Annotated in this window: 19 protein-coding genes; 15 read left to right on the top strand and 4 right to left on the bottom strand. The window is 35.4% G+C overall.

Annotated elements, in window-relative coordinates; translation table 11 throughout:
- Together Q0992_RS14895 and Q0992_RS14890 are read left to right on the top strand one after the other, a co-directional pair.
- Positions 1–490: DUF1800 family protein (locus tag Q0992_RS14895; protein ID WP_299526199.1), on the top strand; the 490-nt coding region annotated here is incomplete at its 5' end.
- Between the two features lie 2 nt (positions 491–492).
- Positions 493–1,680 (top strand): DUF1501 domain-containing protein, encoded by a 1,188-nt coding sequence (locus Q0992_RS14890; RefSeq protein ID WP_299526196.1) that lies wholly within the window; start codon positions 493–495, stop codon positions 1,678–1,680.
- Between the two features lie 210 nt (positions 1,681–1,890).
- Here the strand turns inward: Q0992_RS14890 and Q0992_RS14885 are convergent, their stop codons facing one another.
- From Q0992_RS14885 to Q0992_RS14875, 3 genes are read right to left on the bottom strand one after another with little or no spacing between them, the layout of a single operon-like run.
- Complete coding sequence (locus tag Q0992_RS14885) at positions 1,891–3,024, bottom strand: ATP-binding protein (protein WP_299526193.1); 1,134 nt, start codon at positions 3,022–3,024, stop codon at positions 1,891–1,893.
- 23 nt (positions 3,025–3,047) lie between these two features.
- Complete coding sequence (locus tag Q0992_RS14880) at positions 3,048–3,803, bottom strand: SDR family NAD(P)-dependent oxidoreductase (RefSeq protein WP_299526191.1); 756 nt, start codon at positions 3,801–3,803, stop codon at positions 3,048–3,050.
- A 9-nt stretch (positions 3,804–3,812) separates the two neighbouring features.
- Complete coding sequence (locus Q0992_RS14875; protein WP_299526189.1) at positions 3,813–4,676, bottom strand: aldo/keto reductase family oxidoreductase; 864 nt, start codon at positions 4,674–4,676, stop codon at positions 3,813–3,815.
- Positions 4,677–4,866: 190 nt separating this feature from the next.
- Between Q0992_RS14875 and Q0992_RS14870 the strand changes: the two genes are divergently transcribed.
- The 11 genes from Q0992_RS14870 (at position 4,867) to Q0992_RS14820 (ending at position 16,897) form a co-directional block, all read left to right on the top strand.
- Entirely contained in the window at positions 4,867–5,868 is a 1,002-nt protein-coding gene (locus Q0992_RS14870) for a MoxR family ATPase (RefSeq protein WP_299526186.1), read from the top strand.
- A 74-nt stretch (positions 5,869–5,942) separates the two neighbouring features.
- A complete protein-coding gene (locus Q0992_RS14865) occupies positions 5,943–6,809 on the top strand; it encodes a DUF58 domain-containing protein (RefSeq protein ID WP_299526183.1) in 867 nt (288 codons plus the stop codon).
- Positions 6,810–6,917: 108 nt separating this feature from the next.
- Positions 6,918–8,537: a hypothetical protein gene (locus tag Q0992_RS14860; protein WP_299526180.1), complete on the top strand. Its 1,620-nt coding sequence runs from the start codon at positions 6,918–6,920 to the stop codon at positions 8,535–8,537.
- Positions 8,537–9,541 carry a VWA domain-containing protein gene (locus Q0992_RS14855; protein WP_299526177.1) on the top strand — a complete coding sequence of 335 codons (1,005 nt, stop codon included), beginning with the start codon at positions 8,537–8,539 and terminating at the stop codon, positions 9,539–9,541. Before Q0992_RS14860 ends, Q0992_RS14855 begins: the two co-directional genes overlap by 1 nt.
- Positions 9,534–10,571: a VWA domain-containing protein gene (locus Q0992_RS14850; protein ID WP_299526174.1), complete on the top strand. Its 1,038-nt coding sequence runs from the start codon at positions 9,534–9,536 to the stop codon at positions 10,569–10,571. The genes Q0992_RS14855 and Q0992_RS14850 overlap by 8 nt, the downstream gene beginning before the upstream one ends.
- Positions 10,572–10,631: 60 nt before the next feature.
- Positions 10,632–11,465: an aerotolerance regulator BatC gene (locus tag Q0992_RS14845; RefSeq protein ID WP_299526171.1), complete on the top strand. Its 834-nt coding sequence runs from the start codon at positions 10,632–10,634 to the stop codon at positions 11,463–11,465.
- 65 nt (positions 11,466–11,530) lie between these two features.
- Complete coding sequence (locus Q0992_RS14840) at positions 11,531–12,337, top strand: BatD family protein (protein WP_299526168.1); 807 nt, start codon at positions 11,531–11,533, stop codon at positions 12,335–12,337.
- Between the two features lies 1 nt (position 12,338).
- Positions 12,339–14,111, top strand: coding sequence for a BatD family protein (locus Q0992_RS14835; protein ID WP_299526165.1), 1,773 nt, complete (start codon positions 12,339–12,341; stop codon positions 14,109–14,111).
- A 2-nt stretch (positions 14,112–14,113) separates the two neighbouring features.
- Positions 14,114–14,872, top strand: a complete 759-nt coding sequence (locus tag Q0992_RS14830; protein WP_299526162.1) for a tetratricopeptide repeat protein — start codon at positions 14,114–14,116, stop codon at positions 14,870–14,872.
- Positions 14,873–14,961: 89 nt separating this feature from the next.
- The gene (locus Q0992_RS14825; RefSeq protein ID WP_299526159.1) at positions 14,962–15,222 is read left to right on the top strand and encodes a hypothetical protein; all 261 of its coding nucleotides are present in this window, start codon (positions 14,962–14,964) and stop codon (positions 15,220–15,222) included.
- Positions 15,223–15,310: 88 nt separating this feature from the next.
- On the top strand, positions 15,311–16,897 hold the full coding sequence (locus tag Q0992_RS14820; RefSeq protein ID WP_299526156.1) for a SulP family inorganic anion transporter: 1,587 nt from the start codon (positions 15,311–15,313) through the stop codon (positions 16,895–16,897).
- Between the two features lie 53 nt (positions 16,898–16,950).
- On the opposite strand, the gene Q0992_RS14815 is transcribed toward Q0992_RS14820, so the two are convergent.
- Complete coding sequence (locus tag Q0992_RS14815) at positions 16,951–17,469, bottom strand: CvpA family protein (protein WP_299526153.1); 519 nt, start codon at positions 17,467–17,469, stop codon at positions 16,951–16,953.
- Between the two features lie 126 nt (positions 17,470–17,595).
- Here Q0992_RS14815 and Q0992_RS14810 point away from each other — a divergent pair, with 126 nt between their 5' ends.
- On the top strand, positions 17,596–17,952 hold the full coding sequence (locus Q0992_RS14810) for a hypothetical protein (RefSeq protein WP_299526150.1): 357 nt from the start codon (positions 17,596–17,598) through the stop codon (positions 17,950–17,952).
- Positions 17,953–17,987: 35 nt separating this feature from the next.
- A partial coding sequence (locus Q0992_RS14805) for a phenylalanine--tRNA ligase subunit alpha (RefSeq protein WP_299526147.1) occupies positions 17,988–18,819 on the top strand: 832 nt, incomplete at its 3' end.

Raw genomic sequence — 18,819 nt, 5'->3', positions numbered from 1 at the left:
AAAAATCAAATCACCAATTGAACTTTTAGTGGGAATTGCCAATACGGTTCCTGTGCAGTTTGAGAGGGAAAGGGACCTTATTGTTATTCAAAAACTATTGGGTCAAATGTTATTAGACCCTCCTAATGTAGCTGGTTGGAAAGGTGATAAAGCTTGGATAGATGCCAATACCATTATGACAAGGCTAAAGCTTCCATCCCTATTATTGAACAATGCTTTGATTTCCCTCAAGGAATATGGTGATTTTAATGATCGATTCCGAAAGCAATATTTTAAGAGGAGCAAAGCTAAATTGCCGTTTAAAACCCTACCGGATTGGGATTCGTTTTCAAAGAATTTTAAATCCATTACAACGGAAAATTTAGTAGGGATTATCATTCAAGGAACTATTAATAAAGGAACTTCGGATTATTTAAAAACACTAAGTAAATCGTCTAAACGCGATTATTGTGTTCAATTAATGTCGTTGCCAGAATATCAAATGTGCTAATTATGGACAGACGTAAATTTATGAGGGATTCGGCTTTGGCGAGTAGCTTATTATTCGTGCCAAGCTTTGTAAAAGCATTTGAGACAATGCCTACTGCAAGAATTGGTTATAGGCGTTTGGTAATTGTTCAATTGTCTGGTGGTAACGACGGATTGAATACCATAATACCGCACAATAATGATATTTACTATAATGCAAGACCACGTTTGGCAATTACAGAGAACATTATAAAGCTTAATGATCAATTGGGATTTCATCCAAGTTTATCTCCGTTGAGAGCTTTATATGATAATGGTGAACTTTCCATTATTAATAATGTGGGTTATCCAAATCCGGTAAGATCGCACTTTAGGTCTATGGATATTTGGCAGACCGCAAGTGATTCGGATCAGTATTTGCAAAGTGGTTGGCTTGGACGCTACTTAGATGTGCATGGTGATAAGCCTTACAATGCTATAGAATTAGATAAGCAACTGAGTTTGGCAATGAAAGGAGAGCACTTTAATGGAATCGCAACCAATGACCATAAAATACTATATAAAACCTCGAAAGACCCCTTTTTTAAAAGTGTTCTTAAGCATTATAATGACCAGCATTTAAGTGAACATAATTTGGGCTATTTATATCAGACCATGATTGAAGCTAAATCTTCCGCCAAGTATATTTACGAAAACACCAAGGTAAAGTTGTCTCAGCAAGATTATCCGCAAAATAAGTTTGCAAAACAGCTTAAAAGTGTAGCTCAGTTTATCAACTCTGGACTAGACACTAAAGTGTTCTATACTTCTTTAGGTGGTTTTGATACACATGCCAATCAACCAAATATTCAAAAACGATTATTATCCCAATATGCCGAAAGTATTTCTGCTTTTGTAAAAGACTTAAAACAAAATAATGCCTTTGAAGACACGTTGGTTTTAACCTTTTCAGAATTTGGACGTCGTGTAAAACAAAATACGGCAAACGGTACAGATCATGGTGCAGCAAACAATGTCTTCGTTATTGGTAAGAATCTAAAAAAAGCAGGTTTTTATAATCAACTGGCAAGTCTAAGCGATTTGGATGATAATGGCGATCTTAAGTATGAAATTGATTTTAGAGCTGTTTATAAAACTATACTAAGGAACTGGATGAATGTCCCCATAGAAGGTATTATCAATACTAAACAAAAAGCCTTAGGTTTTATTTAATAAAAAAACCTTGTTTCTGATTTCTGCTAATAGCGAAATGAAACAAGGTTATGTAATTGATTAATAGCATATCAAAGATGCATATAAAATCAATCGGATATTTGATTTTTTGATGAATGGTAAAAAAAAATGTATAATCTACATTCACTAAAAGTCTAATTCGGTGAGATGCAAAAATCAAGGATAAAATTGAAATAAAATCCGACTAAATCAATTGTACTTCACTTTTCTGAGTATCCTAATCGTTTCTTTATAAGAGTTATATAAGTCAGAATTGTACTTTTTCAAATAAAGTTTTGCATAATCCAATTTTGGAAGTGCATCATCAAAACCATTAAGGTAGCAGATTAAATAACTAGCAGCCAAATTGTTGAGATCTGGTATTTCGTGATTGGCAATGGTAATACCTTTTTCGAGCTTTTCAAGTATAGCATTATTTGTATTGTAGATATGATGTAGCACCTTTTTATCGTACTGTGGTGGTTCAAAAATTAAATTAGCTTCGATAGAGTAATTGGCATTATTATCAAAGTGAATCGTTTTCTCTTCAAGTTTATAATATTTAAAGGACTTCTGAAGCCCAAGCCTTACATACTCAACAATCTTAAAAGAATCTTCATCATAAAAAATAGCAACCTCGTCTAAAGCTGAATAAAATAGGCGCACTTGCTCATTAATTAATTCAATATCAACCCGCGAATAGAATACTTCGTTCTTAACATGCTTTTTTTGACCAGACCAACACAGTACAAAATATTCTTTAAAGACTTTGTAAAGCGGATTATAATCCTTGCGCTTATTCATAAAATCAAATACACCATCAAGCGTTAATTCAATATTGTTCTGAGCATGGTTTTCGATGGATGCTACAATTTTAGAGTTGACATCCTTAATTTCGATATCAAAAACCTTGGGCATACTCATACTGCCATCCCTAAAAAACACTGAGCCGCCGTAGTATTTCCAAATGTTTTTCCTAAGGGATGTAATGCTATCAATTGGCCTTATAGTCACAAGACCAACGACTTTATCGTCAGGAAGATGAGGAAATGGAATGTTTTCGTATTGTACAATTGGTGGATTGGTGAGATAGGCATTAATAAGATTTTGAATTTTACTATCGTCAAAAAAATCGGTGCCAATAATGTTATTATCCTCATCTTCAACGCCGATAACAATGTATGAATTGTTCTTTGGATTGCTGTTGGAAAGTGCGCAGATATGTTTTAAAAACTTCGCTTTGCCTTCTTTGTGGCTAATGTCGATTTTTCGCTTTTTGTCATAAAAACTGTTCTCATCATTATGAGCAAGCAGGTTTTTTATGAGGAGGCGTTTGTTTATCATGGTTTTTGTGTAAAATCAAGAAGCTATAAGGTTTCTTTCTTTACAATGGTAGAATTCGCCTGAGCCGTACAAAACATTAAGACATCAGCAATGTTGACATGGGCAGGTCTAGATACAGCAAAGTAAATGACTTCGGCAACATCCTCTGCTTGCAGGGCTTTATAGCCTTTGTAGACAGAATCAGCTTGTTTTCCACCTTTAAAACGGACTTCTGAGAACTCTGTTTCTACCAATCCAGGATTAATTGCCGTGACTTTAATGCCATAAGGGTTGAGGTCTATACGCATACCTTCAGTAATGGCCAAAACGGCATGTTTGCTACCACAATACACATTGCCTTTGGGATAGACTTCCTTGCCTGCTGAAGAGCCAATATTGATAATATGACCAGATTGGCGTTCGGTCATTTTAGGGATGATAGCTTTACTCACATAGAGCAAACCTTTTACATTAATATCCATCATAGCATCCCAATCGTCCAGGCTACCTGTTTGTATGGGGTCTAAGCCATGAGCATTGCCCGCATTATTGATTAAGATATCGATATCTTGAAATTCTTCAGGTAAAGATGCAATGGCTTCAAGAGTTTTAACTCTATCACGAACATCAAAATTTAGAATATGCACATCGGTTTCTTTGGATAAGGCTTTTTTAATACTATCGAGTCGATCCTGTCTACGTCCGCAAAGCACTAGGTTGATACCGTGTTTAGCGAATTCTTCCGCTGTGGCTTTGCCTATACCGCTAGTTGCTCCAGTTATTAACGCTGTTTTTTTCATAGTTTGATTTTAAGGAACTTTATGACCTTGACTTGCTACCAATATTAAGAACCAGTCTTCGAGTTCAAGGTCAATTTTTGAAGCTTCCACAGCCTGTCTTAATCGTTCTTTATTCGTTGTCCCAACTACAGGATGTATACCTGTTGGATGCTTCATTATCCAAGCCAAAAGCAATTGGTCTTCAGTAGCGTTGTATTTGTCCATCAATTCGCCAAGTTGTCTATGAATACGTCTGCTTTGTTCCGTATCCTCCCTAAACACAGAACCCAAAGGTGACCATGCCATGGGTTTTATACCGCAGGTCATCAGGTAATCCAAAGTGCCATTATGCATTGCTGAATGCTGCGTTAATGAAAATTCTATTTGATTAACGTCAATATCCATACGCAAACCAATCATGTCCATTTGAGAAGGTGTAAAATTAGAAACGCCAAAATCTTTGATTTTTCCATCTTTTTTTAAAGTAGTAATGGCTTCAGCAATTTCTTCGGCAACCATTAAAGGACTTGGTCTGTGTAGTAATAATAGGTCTAAGTATTCGGTTTCAAGGTTTTTTAATGATTGTTCAACCGACCAGATGATATAGTCTTTACTATAATCATAATGCTTTACTTTATTTTCTCTACTATCACATAAATATTGAATACCGCATTTAGAGATGAGTTGAATAGTTTCCCTTTTAATACCAGCGTCCGAAAAGGCTTTACCAAATTCAGCCTCAGTTGTGTAGGCTCCATAAATATCAGCATGATCAAAGGTTGTGATGTTATGGTCTAGACAATGCTTCATTAAATCTGCCATGTCTTTTTTTGAGAGTTGCTTGCCCCAACTTCCCCAGGTCATTGTCCCAGCAATGATTTTAGAGTACTTCAATGTATTTTTTATTTAGAGATTAAAAGCCATGAGTAAAAATAGCGAAAACTTTACAATACTTAAATGTGTGTTAAGCCCTTATTTATCATGTATTTTTAACCAAATGTTAACAGCAACTCCCGATTTAATTTAACATTTTGCATCTTTAAAAAATTGAAATAAATAAGTGCGTTGATAAACCCCTAAAAACATGGAAGAAACGAGTACAATTGATATTAAATCGATTAATGAAAAGATAGAAAAAGAAAGTGCTTTCGTTGACCTTTTAACCTTAGAAATGAATAAGGTGATTGTTGGTCAGAAGCACATGGTTGAACGTTTACTCATAGGACTGCTCGGTCAGGGGCATATTTTACTAGAAGGTGTTCCGGGTCTTGCCAAGACACTTGCAATTAATACGCTATCCAAGGCCATTGATGCAAGCTTTAGTAGAATTCAATTTACGCCAGATTTATTGCCTGCTGATGTCATAGGGACATTGATATACAACATTAAAGAAAATGATTTTTCAATAAAAAAGGGACCCATATTCGCCAACTTTGTTTTGGCAGATGAGATTAACAGAGCACCAGCTAAAGTGCAATCAGCGCTTTTAGAAGCGATGCAAGAAAAGCAAGTGACTATTGGTGATGAAACCTTTATATTAGACAGGCCATTCTTGGTTATGGCAACTCAAAATCCGGTAGAACAAGAAGGGACTTATCCTTTACCTGAGGCTCAGGTAGACCGTTTTATGCTAAAAACTGTAATTGATTACCCAAAGCTAGATGAGGAACAACTTATTGTAAGGGCTAACCTTAAAGGAACCTTTGGTAGTGTAAATCCTGTGGTTTCCATTGAGCAAATCTTAAATGCTCAAGAAGCCGTTAGAGAAGTTTACATGGACGAAAAGATTGAAAAATATATTTTAGATATCATATTTGCGACGCGATATCCTGAAAAATACAGACTTGGAGATCTAAAAGCATTGATTTCATTTGGAGCTTCTCCTCGTGGTAGTATCAACTTAGCTACAGCGGCAAAATGCTATGCCTTTATAAAACGAAGAGGCTATGTTATTCCTGAAGATGTGCGGGCAGTAGTTCATGATGTTTTAAGGCATAGAATAGGTATTACTTACGAAGCGGAAGCCGAAAATGTCACTTCAGAAGACATTATTAATAAGATTGTCAACGAAATTGAAGTACCATAGGATTTAAGATTTTAGAATAACGAATGGCGATTTTAGAAATCGTAAATCAACAATCTTCAATCGTAAATTGAAACATGGATACCAAAGAACTTCTAAAAAAAGTACGTAAAATAGAGATTAAGACACGTCGCTTGTCTGATCATATTTTTGGTGGCGAATACCATTCCACCTTTAAGGGTCGTGGTATGACCTTCTCTGAAGTTCGTCAGTATCAGTTTGGTGACGATGTTAGAAATATCGATTGGAATGTAACGGCACGATATAACGAACCCTTTGTAAAAGTTTTTGAAGAGGAGCGCGAACTTACCATGATGTTAATGGCAGATGTTTCTGGCAGTAAGTTTTTTGGCACAAAAAATCAATTTAAAGATGAAATTGTTACAGAGATTGCTGCGACATTGGCTTTTTCTGCAACTCAGAATAATGACAAAATTGGTTTGATTTTGTTTTCAGACGAGATCGAACTTTACATACCTCCAAAGAAAGGACGCTCCCATGTTTTAAGGATAATCCGAGAGCTTTTAGAGTTTCAGCCAAAAAGCAAAAAAACCAATGTTGCTGAAGCTTTTAAGTTTTTGTCCAATGTGATGAAAAAGAAAGCCATTGTTTTTGTATTATCCGATTTCATCGCAGACGATTATAAGCAAACCTTAAAAATTGCCGCAGGAAAACATGATATTACAGGGATTAGAGTTTATGACAAGCATGAGGAATCTATTCCGAATATAGGCATGGTTCAAATGGAAGACGAAGAAACAGGCGAACTTGTACTTGTTAATACAGCATCTAAAAAAACAAGGCTTAACTATGGTGAGTTTTACAATGATAAGGTCAACTATTTTAAAGATGCTTTCACTAAATCGGGAGCAGGAACCATAGATTGTCGCGTTGATGAAAGTTATGTAAAGAAGTTGTTGGGCTATTTTAAAAGAAGAGGCTAGATTAAGTTAGAAGTTAGAAGTTAGAAGTGAAAAGTGAAAAGTGAAAAGTTATATACAAGAATTGCATTAACAAGAAGTCAGTTAGTCTTATGTTTTGTTTTTTGTTTCTTGAGTTTCGTTTCTTTTGCTCAAGTAACTTCAGAAATCGATACCACTAAAATCCGAATAGGAGAGCAAATCAACTATAGGATTAAAGTTGAAGCGGATTCTTCTGCTTTAGTCGTATTTCCCGAAGGCCAAACCTTCATGCCATTAGAGTCTGTTGAAGCTTTAGATGTTGATACCACTAAAAAAGATGCTAAGTTTCTTTTATCGAGAATTTATAAACTTACAAAGTTCGATTCAGGGTCTTACACCATTCCAAGACAAAGGATAATTATTGGCGATAAGCCTTTCTTTACGGATTCACTTAAGATAGAGGTAAACACTATCGAAGTAGATACCACTAAGCAGAAACTCTACGATATAAAGCCTATTATAGAGGTAGAAAAAACAGGTGGCAATTGGTGGATTTGGTTATTAATTGCAATTGCTGCTATAGCTTTGGTTGCTTTTTTGTTGTATTGGTTTATCTGGAGACAAAAACCATTGACCGAAGAAGAAGAAATAGCATTGTTACCTCCATATGACCGAGCAAAACTAGCCCTTAAAAAGTTAGATGAGAGCCAATACTTAATACGCTCAGAAGTCAAGGAATATTATTCCGAATTAACAATGGCTATTAGAAAATATTTGGATGAAAAGGTTTATGATCGCTCATTAGAAAGTACAACCGATGAGTTAATTTCAAGACTTCAGTTATTAAAAGAAGGAAACCAGTTTCCATTTACAAAAGAAACTATCCATAATCTCGAAACCATCTTAAAACGTGCGGATTTGGTAAAGTTTGCAAAGTCAGCGCCTGATACTCCACTCATTGAAATGGATAGGGCTACTATAGAAAAAGAAATTGATAGTGTCAAAGCATGTTTGCCAGAACCTACGGAGGAAGAAAAGTTATTAGACCAACAATACAAAGAAGCGCAAGAGCGAAAAAAGAAACGTAGAAAAGTCATCTTAACAGTGGCTATTTCGTTATTCTTGATTATTGCGACATATATTGGGTTTAGTTTAAAATATGGATTTGGGTATGTAAAAGATACTGTGCTAGGTAATGAGAGCAAAGAACTATTAGAAGGAGAATGGGTGGAAAGTGCCTATGGTTATCCACCAGTTTATATTGAGACACCTGAGGTGTTAAGGCGTATGCCAGATTCACTACCTGTAGAAATACGAGATAAATTTGAACGTACGGTTTTTGCCTTTGGCAGTGAAGAACAAAATATTAGTGTCGCCATTATCACAACTAAAGCACTAAATATAGAAGATCAGCAGAATCAAGAAGGTGTTGAAAAAAATGTAGCACAATCGATTGAACAGATTTTAAATGAATGGGAAGCGAGAAATGTTCAGAATATCATCACTAAAGGGGAGCAATACATAACACCAAATGCGGTTGAAGGCATTAAAACTCATGGAAGTGCAGATTTCCCGATAAGAAATTCTGAAGATAAGTTAGATGGTGAGTATGCTATTTTCAGTTTCGCCACTACCGATGCCATTATGCACATAACATTGATTTGGGCAAAAGATGATGTGTACGTCGAGGATATTATAGACAGGATAATTGATTCCATAGAGTTGAAGTCAAACGAACAAGCTAATGCCGAACAAGAAGCACAGAATTGATGTTTGAGAATATAGAATTTTTAAATAAAGAACTATTTTGGTTTCTATTGCTTATACCAATAGCAATACTATGGTATGTTTTTAAGCATAACAAACAGACGGCTGAGCTTAAGATATCAAGTGTTAAAGGGTTTAAATCTTCTTCATCTTTTTGGTCAAAGTTGAGACATCTACTCTTTATTTTTAGACTTCTTGCCTTAGGCTTATTAATTACGGCTTTAGCAAGACCGAGAACCGTAGATGTATCCACAAAGACCAAAACAACTAGAGGTATCGATATTGTGATGTCTATTGACGTTTCAGCAAGTATGTTGGCAAAAGATTTAAGGCCAAACCGCTTAGAAGCCTTAAAAGAAGTTGCTGCAGATTTTATAGATGGTCGTCCAAACGATAGGATAGGGTTGGTAGAATATGCCGGCGAAGCTTATACCAAAACTCCTATAACCAGTGACAAATCCATTGTGCAACGCTCATTAAGAGATATTAAATACAATACCATTATTGAAGGTGGTACGGCAATTGGTATGGGATTGGCAACTTCGGTTAATCGACTAAAAGATAGCAGAGCCAAAAGTAAAGTCATTATCCTTTTAACGGATGGTGTTAACAACTCAGGATTTATAGACCCAAAAATTGCTAGCGAACTCGCGGTGGAATACGGAATTAAGGTGTACACAATCGGTTTAGGAACCAATGGTATGGCCTTATCGCCAACCTCAATCAATCCCAATGGGACATTTAGATACAGTCGTCAGCAAGTAGAAATTGATGAAGACTTATTGGAAGAAATTGCTGAAGCTACTGGCGGAAAATATTTTAGGGCGACTAACAATAAGAAGCTAGCAGAGATTTATGAAGAAATCAATAAGCTTGAAAAAACAGAAATAGAAGAAAAGAGGTATTACAATTACGAGGAAAAGTATAGGCCTTTAGTTGTATTGGCCGGACTATTACTTTTGATAGAATTACTATTACGATATACAATATTTAGAAGCTTTGTTTAGACTCGACGAGAAAATATGGTTTTGGACGTTGCTGGTTATTCCGGTAATTATACTCTTATTTCTATTATTGCAGATTTGGAAACAATCTGCACAGAAAAAGTTTGCGGATAGCTATTTGCTTAAGCGGTTAAGCCCTAACCGATCACTCTTTAAAGGTGTTTTAAAAGTATTGGTGCTTTGTGGTGCTTTTGCCTGTTTGTCATTAGCCTTAGTTAATCCTAAAATTGGAACTAAACTAGAAACCGTGCGTAGTCAAGGTGTTGATATTGTTTTCGCTGTAGATGTTTCTAAGAGTATGCTAGCAGAAGATATTGCACCCAATCGTCTTGAAAAGTCAAAACAACTCGTAAGGGAAATTATTAATAGTTTAGCTAGTGATAGAATAGGTATTATTGCCTATGCAGGAAAAGCCTTCCCACAACTCCCAATAACTACGGACTATGCATCAGCTAAGATGTTTTTGCAAAATATGAATACGGATATGTTATCCTCTCAAGGGACTGCTATTCATGAAGCAATTCAATTAGCAAAGACCTATTATGACGATGAGGAACAAACCAACCGAATTTTAATCATTATTTCGGATGGTGAAGATCATGAAGGGGACGCCGTAGATATAGCCGAAGAAGCTAGAGAAGAAGGCATCAGAATACTAACGGTTGGTGTTGGCGATGAAAAAGGAGGTCCAATTCCTATAAAACGAAATGGCATTGTGCTCAATTATAAAAAAGACAATAGTGGTGAAACTGTTATTACACGCCTAAACGAAACTACATTAAGAGAAATTGCAGAAGAGACAGAAGGCATATATGTTAACGGAAGTAATACGGCAGAGGTCGTAGAAACTATTAAAGATGTTTTGGATAAAATGGACAAAAAAGAATTTGAATCTAAGCAAATAGCAGATTTTAAGGATCAATTTCAGTGGTTTTTGGGCTTGGGTATCTTATTACTATTCATCGATATTTTCTTCTTAGAGCGCAAAACCGCTTGGTTAAAGAAACTTAATTTGTTTAACGAGAACTTTTAGAGTTTCTTTAACGCTAATAAAACAAAGGGTTTGTTACTTTTAAATCAAAGTATAGTAAGTATGAAAGGTTACATAGGGCTTCTTTTGGTGTTAATTGGATTTTCTGGCTTTTCACAAGAGGCTGACAAGGAGCGTCTGAAAGCTGAAAAAAAAGCAACGGATTTAGTCTATAATGCCAACGAATTATTGGATGATGAAAATTATGTGGAAGCAGAGATGGAATATAGAAAGGCCATTTCGAAAGCACCAAGTAAAGCCGCTGGGTCTTACAATTTAGCACATTCATATTATAAAAAGGGGAGCTTTGACGAAGCACTATTCAGAAGTCAAGAGGCTGCAAAGAATGCAAAAACCAAGGATGAAAAACATAGGGCTTTCCATAATATTGGTAATATCTTAATGAAAAACGATTTGTGTAAGGAAGCAGTTGAAGCCTTTAAGAATGCGCTTAGAAACAATCCTAATGATGAAGAAACACGCTACAACTTTGCCTTAGCTAAGGAATGTGCTGAACAGCAAAAAGATGGAGGTGGAGAAGATGATAAAAAAGACGACAATAAAGAAGAAGAAAAGGATAAAGAAGAAGAACAAAAGAAAGACGACGAGAATAAAGATAATAAGGACAAAAAAGACGAAGGCGATAAAGATAAAAAGGAAGGTGACAAAGAAGAAGATGAGAACGGAAAACCTAAAGATGATAAGAAAGATGACGGCAAAGGGGATAAGGATAAAAAGGATGAAAATCAAAAACCAAAACCTAAGCCAGGACAAATGTCTCCTCAGCAAATAAAAAATATCCTCGATGCTATGCAGAACCAAGAGCAAAAAGTTCAGCAGAAGATTAATGCCGAAAAGCAAAAAGGAGCCAAAGTAAAAACAGAGAAAGATTGGTAATCAATTTTCAGAATTGTAAATGATTCTGAAATTACCCTAAATGCCATCAGTAGGTTTTTAAACAAATGAACTTAACTAAACACATATTATTTACAGTCCTATTATTAATTACTGGTAGTATCTCAGCGCAAATAGTGTTTAAGGCCACAGTGAATAAATCTGAAATTGGGCTTAACGAAAAAGTACAGGTGACTTTCACAATGAGTGAAGACAATGAAAGCTTTAAGCCTCCAGTTTTTGAATATTTTAAAGTGGTCGATTCGCCAATGACAAGCAGACAAAATGGTTTTAATAACGGTGTTCGTTCTTTTGAAAAATCTATAATATATACCTTACAACCAAAAAAAACCGGGACTTTGGTGATTAATCATGCCACATTAATGGTGAATGATAAGGAGTACCAATCAAACCGTGTTGAGGTTAAGGTTAAGCGCAAACGGAAAAAGGACTATATCATTAATAAAGATTCGCTTCAAGATATGGTATTCCTTAAACTCGACTATCCGGATACGTCTATTACAGTCAAGGATTCCATTGTACTTAGCTATAGATTATATGCGTCTAAGGGAATTGGTGTGGACAGTTGGAAAACCATAGAGGACAGCAAATTCAAGAATGCTGAGGTCAGGGATATCACACCCAAGAAATTAGAAGTGATAACTGAAGAAATGGAAGGAATGACTTTCCGTTCTGTCATACTAAGAAAAGTGGTGCTTAAACCCAGTAAGGAAGGGAGACTGAAAATTTCTCCCATGAAGATTTTGGTCTCTACACGTATACCATCGGGGCGTAGGGATTTTAGCACAAAGAATATTGAAGATATTAAACGCATAGAGTTATCATCAAAAAAAGCTACAATTACGGTCGATTAATATGAAATTTGCTAAACACATATCAATATTAATCATACTGTTTATTTCAAACATAGCTTTCACCCAAGTCAAATTTGAAGCCAAAGTCAGTAAGAAAAAGCTGGGCATCAATGAACGTTTGCGTATTGATTTTGAGATGAACAAAGATGGAGACAACTTTGTGCCTCCAAGCTTTGCAGATTTTACCGTTGTTGGTGGTCCTAACACCTCTTTGATGAATTCTTATGCCAATGGGAAAAAGACGTACCAAAAGACTTATAGTTATTTTTTAGCACCTAAAAAAAGAGGCAAGTTCACCATAAAACAAGCCAAGATTGAAATTGACGGTGAGATTTATAAAACCTTTCCTATAACAATTACGGTAACTGCAGCTGTAGATCGCCCAAATGGACCACCTGATGCCTCAGATGTAGCTTCAGAAAATATTCATTTGGTAGCTGAGCTCTCTAAAACAGATCCTTATTTAAATGAAGGCTTAACGGTTATATATAAATTATACGTCTCTCCAGAAACTGGAGTAAGTAATTGGCGAGAGAAAGACATTCCTAGATATAATGATTTTTGGAGTCAGAATATTGATATTAAGGGATTGAATATTCAAAAAGGCTTATACAAAGGAGAAGAATATCGTTACGTGGTCCTAAGAAAGACTGTACTTTACCCACAAAAAACAGGAAAACTAAAATTAGAACCTTTAGTATTGGATGTAACGGTAGAAGTCCCTTCAGGTAGAGCAGATATTTTTGGCCGTCAAATAATGACCAAAGTCCCTAAAACCATAACAGCTGGAAGCAGAACAGTTAACGTAAAGCCTCTGCCAGCACAAGGCCGCCCATCTGACTTTAAAGGTGCGGTAGGTGATTTTAATTTTAATGTAACCACATCAAAAAGTCAGCTGAATGCCACAGAGTCACTTCAGGCAAAAATAGAAGTTTCAGGTAAAGGAAATCTAAAGTTATTTGAGCTGCCCAGTTTGACAACTCCAAGTTCGCTTGAAGTTTATGAACCAGAACACAAGGAAAGTGTAAACACAAATTTAAGCGGAATGCAAGGTCGGATTTCGGACACCTATACCATAGTACCGCAGTATAGAGGTAAATATCCGATTCCATCAATCTCCTTTTCTTATTTCGATTTAAAGACTGAGAGTTATAAGCGGGTTACTTCAGAAGAATTGGTTATCGATGTACTTGAAGGTCCAACGGCTTCTGCAAATAATACTGAAGATGTAGCCACAGCTAACACTAAGCAAACCGTTAGGCCAAGCACCAATACGTTTTCTTTTATAAAAACCAAGTCTAATTGGACATCGATTGTTAGTAAGCCATTCTTTAAGTCTACAGGATTTTGGTCTATGATATTGTTGCCATTTTTAGCAATTCCAGTTGCAATATTCATTAGAAAAACAAAAGATAAACGCGATGCAGATGTTCAAGGCAACCGCATTAGAAAAGCGGATCGTTTGGCACGAAAGTATCTTAGTGAAGCAAAGAAGAATTTAGGACAAAAAGAAATCTTTTATGAATCTTTAGAAAGGGCACTTCATAATTATTTAAAAGCCAAATTGAATATTGAAACCAGTGATTTTAATAAAGAGAAAATCGAGGATCTCCTTAAAGAACGACAGGTAGAAAATCAGGTAATATCTGATTTTATATCGATATTGGAAAATTGTGAGTTGGCACGCTATACTCCAATAACCAATGTGACAATGCAGAACGATTATGATAAGTCTGCAAAAACAATTTCATTAATAGATAAACAAGCAAGATAAGGTTGAGAAAAGTTATAATCATATGGGTTTATTGTTTGGGGCTTTTTGGGTTCTCTCAAAATAATCAACGTTTTGATGAGGCCAACACCTTGTATAATGAAGGTAAGTATCAGGAGGCGATTGAAAAATATGAATCGATAATAGAATCTGGAGAGCATTCTGCCGAGCTTTACTTTAATTTGGGAAATGCTAATTATAAGCTTAACAATATTGCTCCTAGTATTTATTATTATGAAAAAGCATTGATTTTAAATCCCAATGATGAAGATATTAATAATAATTTGGCTTATGCGCAGAATATGACCATAGATGCCATAGATAAAGTTCCTCAAGTAGGCTTTGCCAGAATTATTAATAATGTTGTAACCACTTTTGATGTGGATGCATGGGCAAAAATGGCAATTGTTGGAGTATTGATATTTGTCCTATTGTTCCTAATGTATCATTTCTCTTATGCTACGTCCAGAAAACGAATAGCATTTGTAATAAGTGTATTAAGCTTATTTTTTGCTTGCTTCTCTGTTGCCATGGCATTTCAAAAGGAAAGTTTAGATTATAACAACAACCCTGCGATTGTTTTTGTTCAAGAATCAAGGGTTAAATCTGAGGCCAATAAGCTTTCAGAAGAAGTATTTAGACTTCATGAAGGCACAAAGGTACAGGTCTTGGAATCCTATAAGGACTGGAAAAAAATTCAACTTTCAGATAATTCTACAGGATGGATTCCTTCTGAGGATATAAAAATTATTAAGTCCTTTTAATTATTAGTTAACAAAATCATATATTGTAAACGTTATATTTGTTTATAGCACAACCTATGATTTTGAAAAAAAACTTAGCACTTTTTTTCATGATACTCTTCATGTGTATAATAAGTGCACCGACAATTATTGTATCAATAGATAAATCTGTTGATACGTCCATTCTTTTTGGTCTTAATGAAGAAGAAGAAAAAGAAGATTTTAAACTCCTTTTTGAATTGTCGATAGAAGATATAGAAAAGTTTTCTTCAGATTATTTAAATATGAATAGTGTGGGCTATATGTCTAAGAAATACCTTAAACCACACCTAAATTTAATTTTCCCACCACCCAAGACAAAGTTGGTGTAAGACCATCAATCAAAAAGATTTTATCAGGTTTCATAATTAAATTCAATCAAAGTCTTAGGGTTTTCTAGGCTTTTAATAATCTATCAGTATGTTTAAAAATTTGAAAAGCGATTTACCTGCAAGTATTGTCGTATTTTTTGTGGCATTACCATTATGTTTAGGAATAGCTCTTGCTAGTGATGCGCCATTATTTTCTGGACTTATAGCAGGTATAGTAGGAGGAATTGTTGTAGGGTTTTTAAGTGGCTCGCAAATAGGTGTGAGTGGACCTGCGGCAGGATTAGCCGTAATCGTAGCTTCTGCTATTGTAACTTTAGGAAGTTGGGAAAACTTTCTTGTTGCTGTAGTTCTCGGTGGAGTTATACAGATAATATTTGGTATCCTAAAACTTGGTATCATTGGCTACTATTTCCCATCTTCGGTTATCAAAGGAATGTTGACTGGTATAGGTGTGATTATCATATTAAAGCAAATTCCTTATTTCTTTGGTATTGATAAAAATCCTGAAGGGGATTGGGCATTTTTACAGATTGACGGAGAAAACACCATTTCAGAATTATTAAAAACGTTAAATGCTCTCATCAGCGGAAATTTTGATAAGGGCGCAACGATAATAGCGCTTATTGCAATAACGATACTTTTAGTTTGGAGTATTGTATTAAGCAGTAAAGGAAGATTTTTCCAGCTTGTCCAAGGGCCTTTGGTAGCTGTAGTTGTTGGTGTTGTTTTTTTCTTTATTACTAAAGATTCGAGTTTAGCACTAAGTGCAGATCATTTGGTTTCGGTTCCAGTTCCAGAGAGTTTTTCTGATATGAAATCGCTATTTGCCTTTCCAAATTTTGAAGTTATAGGAAGAACAGATGTTATAGTTGCTGGATTTACAATTGCATTAGTGGCATCATTAGAAACGCTTTTATGTGTTGAGGCTACAGATAAACTCGACCCTCATAAAAGGGTAACACCGACCAATAGAGAATTATTGGCACAAGGAACAGGTAATGTAGTGTCTGGCTTTATAGGAGGTCTGCCAATAACACAGGTAATTGTGCGTAGTTCCGCAAATATTCAGTCTGGAGGGCAAACTAAGGCTAGCGCTATTATTCACGGGTTTTTCCTATTGATTTCAGTACTGGTTATTCCTAAGGTGTTGAATTATATTCCTTTATCAGTACTAGCAGCAATACTTTTTATTGTTGGGTATAAATTAGCAAAGCCATCAACTTTTAAGGCGATGTATAATGGCGGTTGGATGCAATTTGTGCCTTTTATTGTTACGGTTTTAGGTATTGTGTTCCTAGATCTTTTAAAAGGTATAGGTCTTGGGCTTGCTGTTGGCATATTCATTGTTTTATTTAGAAGCTATAAAAATTCTCATTTCCTCCATAAAGAAGGTGAGGATGTTGATGATGGTAAAATTAAAATGACATTGGCTGAAGAAGTGACATTCTTTAATAAAGGGGCTATTTTAAAGGAATTAGACCGTATACCAGAGAATTCAACTTTAGAGTTAGATGTAAGAAATACGAGGTATTTGGATAATGATATTATAGAAATTCTAGAAGATTTTGCATTTAAGGCAAAAGAGCGCAATATTAAGATCAAGCTGTTCTCTGAAAGAGGGGTTGTTGAAAACCCAGATAGCTTTATTGCTTTTTTTAAAACAGAAAAACTCTAACCAAAGGATAATTAAATATTTAATGAAAAAAGTCGCTGAAAATAGCGACTTTTTTATACCTCTTCCTCAGAAGTCATTTCTTGTTCTTCTTCACTTTTTATAAGATTTGGGAAAATCATGGGAGCTAATGATTTTACGGGTTCATATAGGGCACTTTTTTCCAAATCTTCTTTTTCCATAAACGGTAAAGTTTTGTTGAGTTTATTAAATACAATTAAAAGAACACTTAAAATCAAGCCTATTTTTAAGGCTCCAAAAACTCCGCCGAGTAGTTTGTTAAGCATTCCCAAAGCTGCAAAATCCGCTAGTTTAGTTAGGGCCTTACCTGCCAAACTGATTACCAAAACAATGATGACGAATGTAATCGCAAATGCCACAATGTTAATAGTTTTTTCATTCCAATCCACTCTAGATTCCAAAAGGTCAGCAGCATAGTAACTAAAGTGAATAGCCCCATAGATACCTAGAACTAAAGCCAAAAGTGAGGCAATTTCAACAAAAAGCCCTTTAAAGAGCCCTCTAACAAATCCGAATAGTATAAGGGCGGCCAGAACAATATCAATAATACTCATAGGAATAGCGGTTTAAACAAAAGTACACGAATAATGTCATTTCTAAGATTATAACGCAAATCAAGACCATTTAGTTTATTAACTTTGAACTTCAATTAAAAATTGGTTCTCTTATTTAAAGTAAATATGGCTAGAGACGAACAATTAAAAGAGCGATGGAATTTAGTAGTAGAAAAGCTCTCCGAACAATTTGCTGACGGAGACACACTAGACTTGGATTCTATAATATATTTAATTGGTGTGCAAGAACTTGGGCAAATCCATCGTGAATATAAAAAAGACCATAAACTCGATCTAATGCACATAGCTATCTGTAAGCTTTTGGAACCTTATGGTTTTTATGAGTTTGATTATGTGGATGAGGACGGTTGGCCACATTATAAAGTTAAAGAGCAATTACCATTTTTAAAGGCAGGAGAACAAAGTGTATTAATGAAAGAAGCTATCGTTAACTATTTTGTAGAAATAGAATATATCGAATAGGATTTTTTAAATTTGCAGACCGAATAAGCGACGTTATGATAGATAAGTTAAAAGAATTAATTGCTGAAGCTGAAGCTTTTACGGCAGAAACCAAGGATGAAGTAGAAGCATTCCGTATAAAGTATTTAGGTTCTAAGGGTTTATTGAAACAGTATTTTGCTGAATTTAAAAATGTAGCCAATGAGCAAAAGAAGGAATTTGGGCAAACTATAAACCAGCTTAAGAAAACAGCCGAGGACAAGGTTAATACCTTAAAAGAAGCACTTGAAGGCAAAGATGAAGAGCAAGGGATTTATGGTGACTTATCACGTCCGGGTGAACCCATTGCTTTAGGGGCACGCCATCCTATTTCAATTGTAAAAAATCAAATTATAGACATATTCTCTCGTATTGGGTTTAATGTGAGTGAAGGTCCAGAAATTGAAGACGATTGGCATAACTTCACAGCTTTGAATTTACCCGAATACCATCCTGCACGCGATATGCAGGATACCTTCTTTATTCAAACTAATCCAGATATCTTATTGCGCACACATACCAGTTCTGTGCAAGTTCGTTATATGGAAAGCAACAAACCTCCAATCCGGACTATTTCGCCAGGTCGTGTTTACAGAAATGAAGCCATTTCTGCGCGATCACATTGTTTCTTCCATCAGGTGGAAGGCTTGTATATCGATAAAGATGTGAGCTTTGCGGACTTAAAACAAACCCTTCAATACTTTACAACCGAGATGTTTGGAAAGTCCAAGATTAGATTGCGTCCATCCTATTTCCCATTTACTGAGCCAAGTGCTGAGGTCGATGTGTATTGGGGCTTAGAGACCGAAACCGATTATAAAATTACCAAGGGAACAGGTTGGTTAGAAA

Source organism: Winogradskyella sp. (assembly GCF_028289625.1).
In the GTDB taxonomy this organism is placed as follows: domain Bacteria; phylum Bacteroidota; class Bacteroidia; order Flavobacteriales; family Flavobacteriaceae; genus Winogradskyella.
The sequence above is the reverse complement of the archived record's forward strand: the minus strand, read 5'-3'. Positions and strand labels throughout refer to the sequence as shown.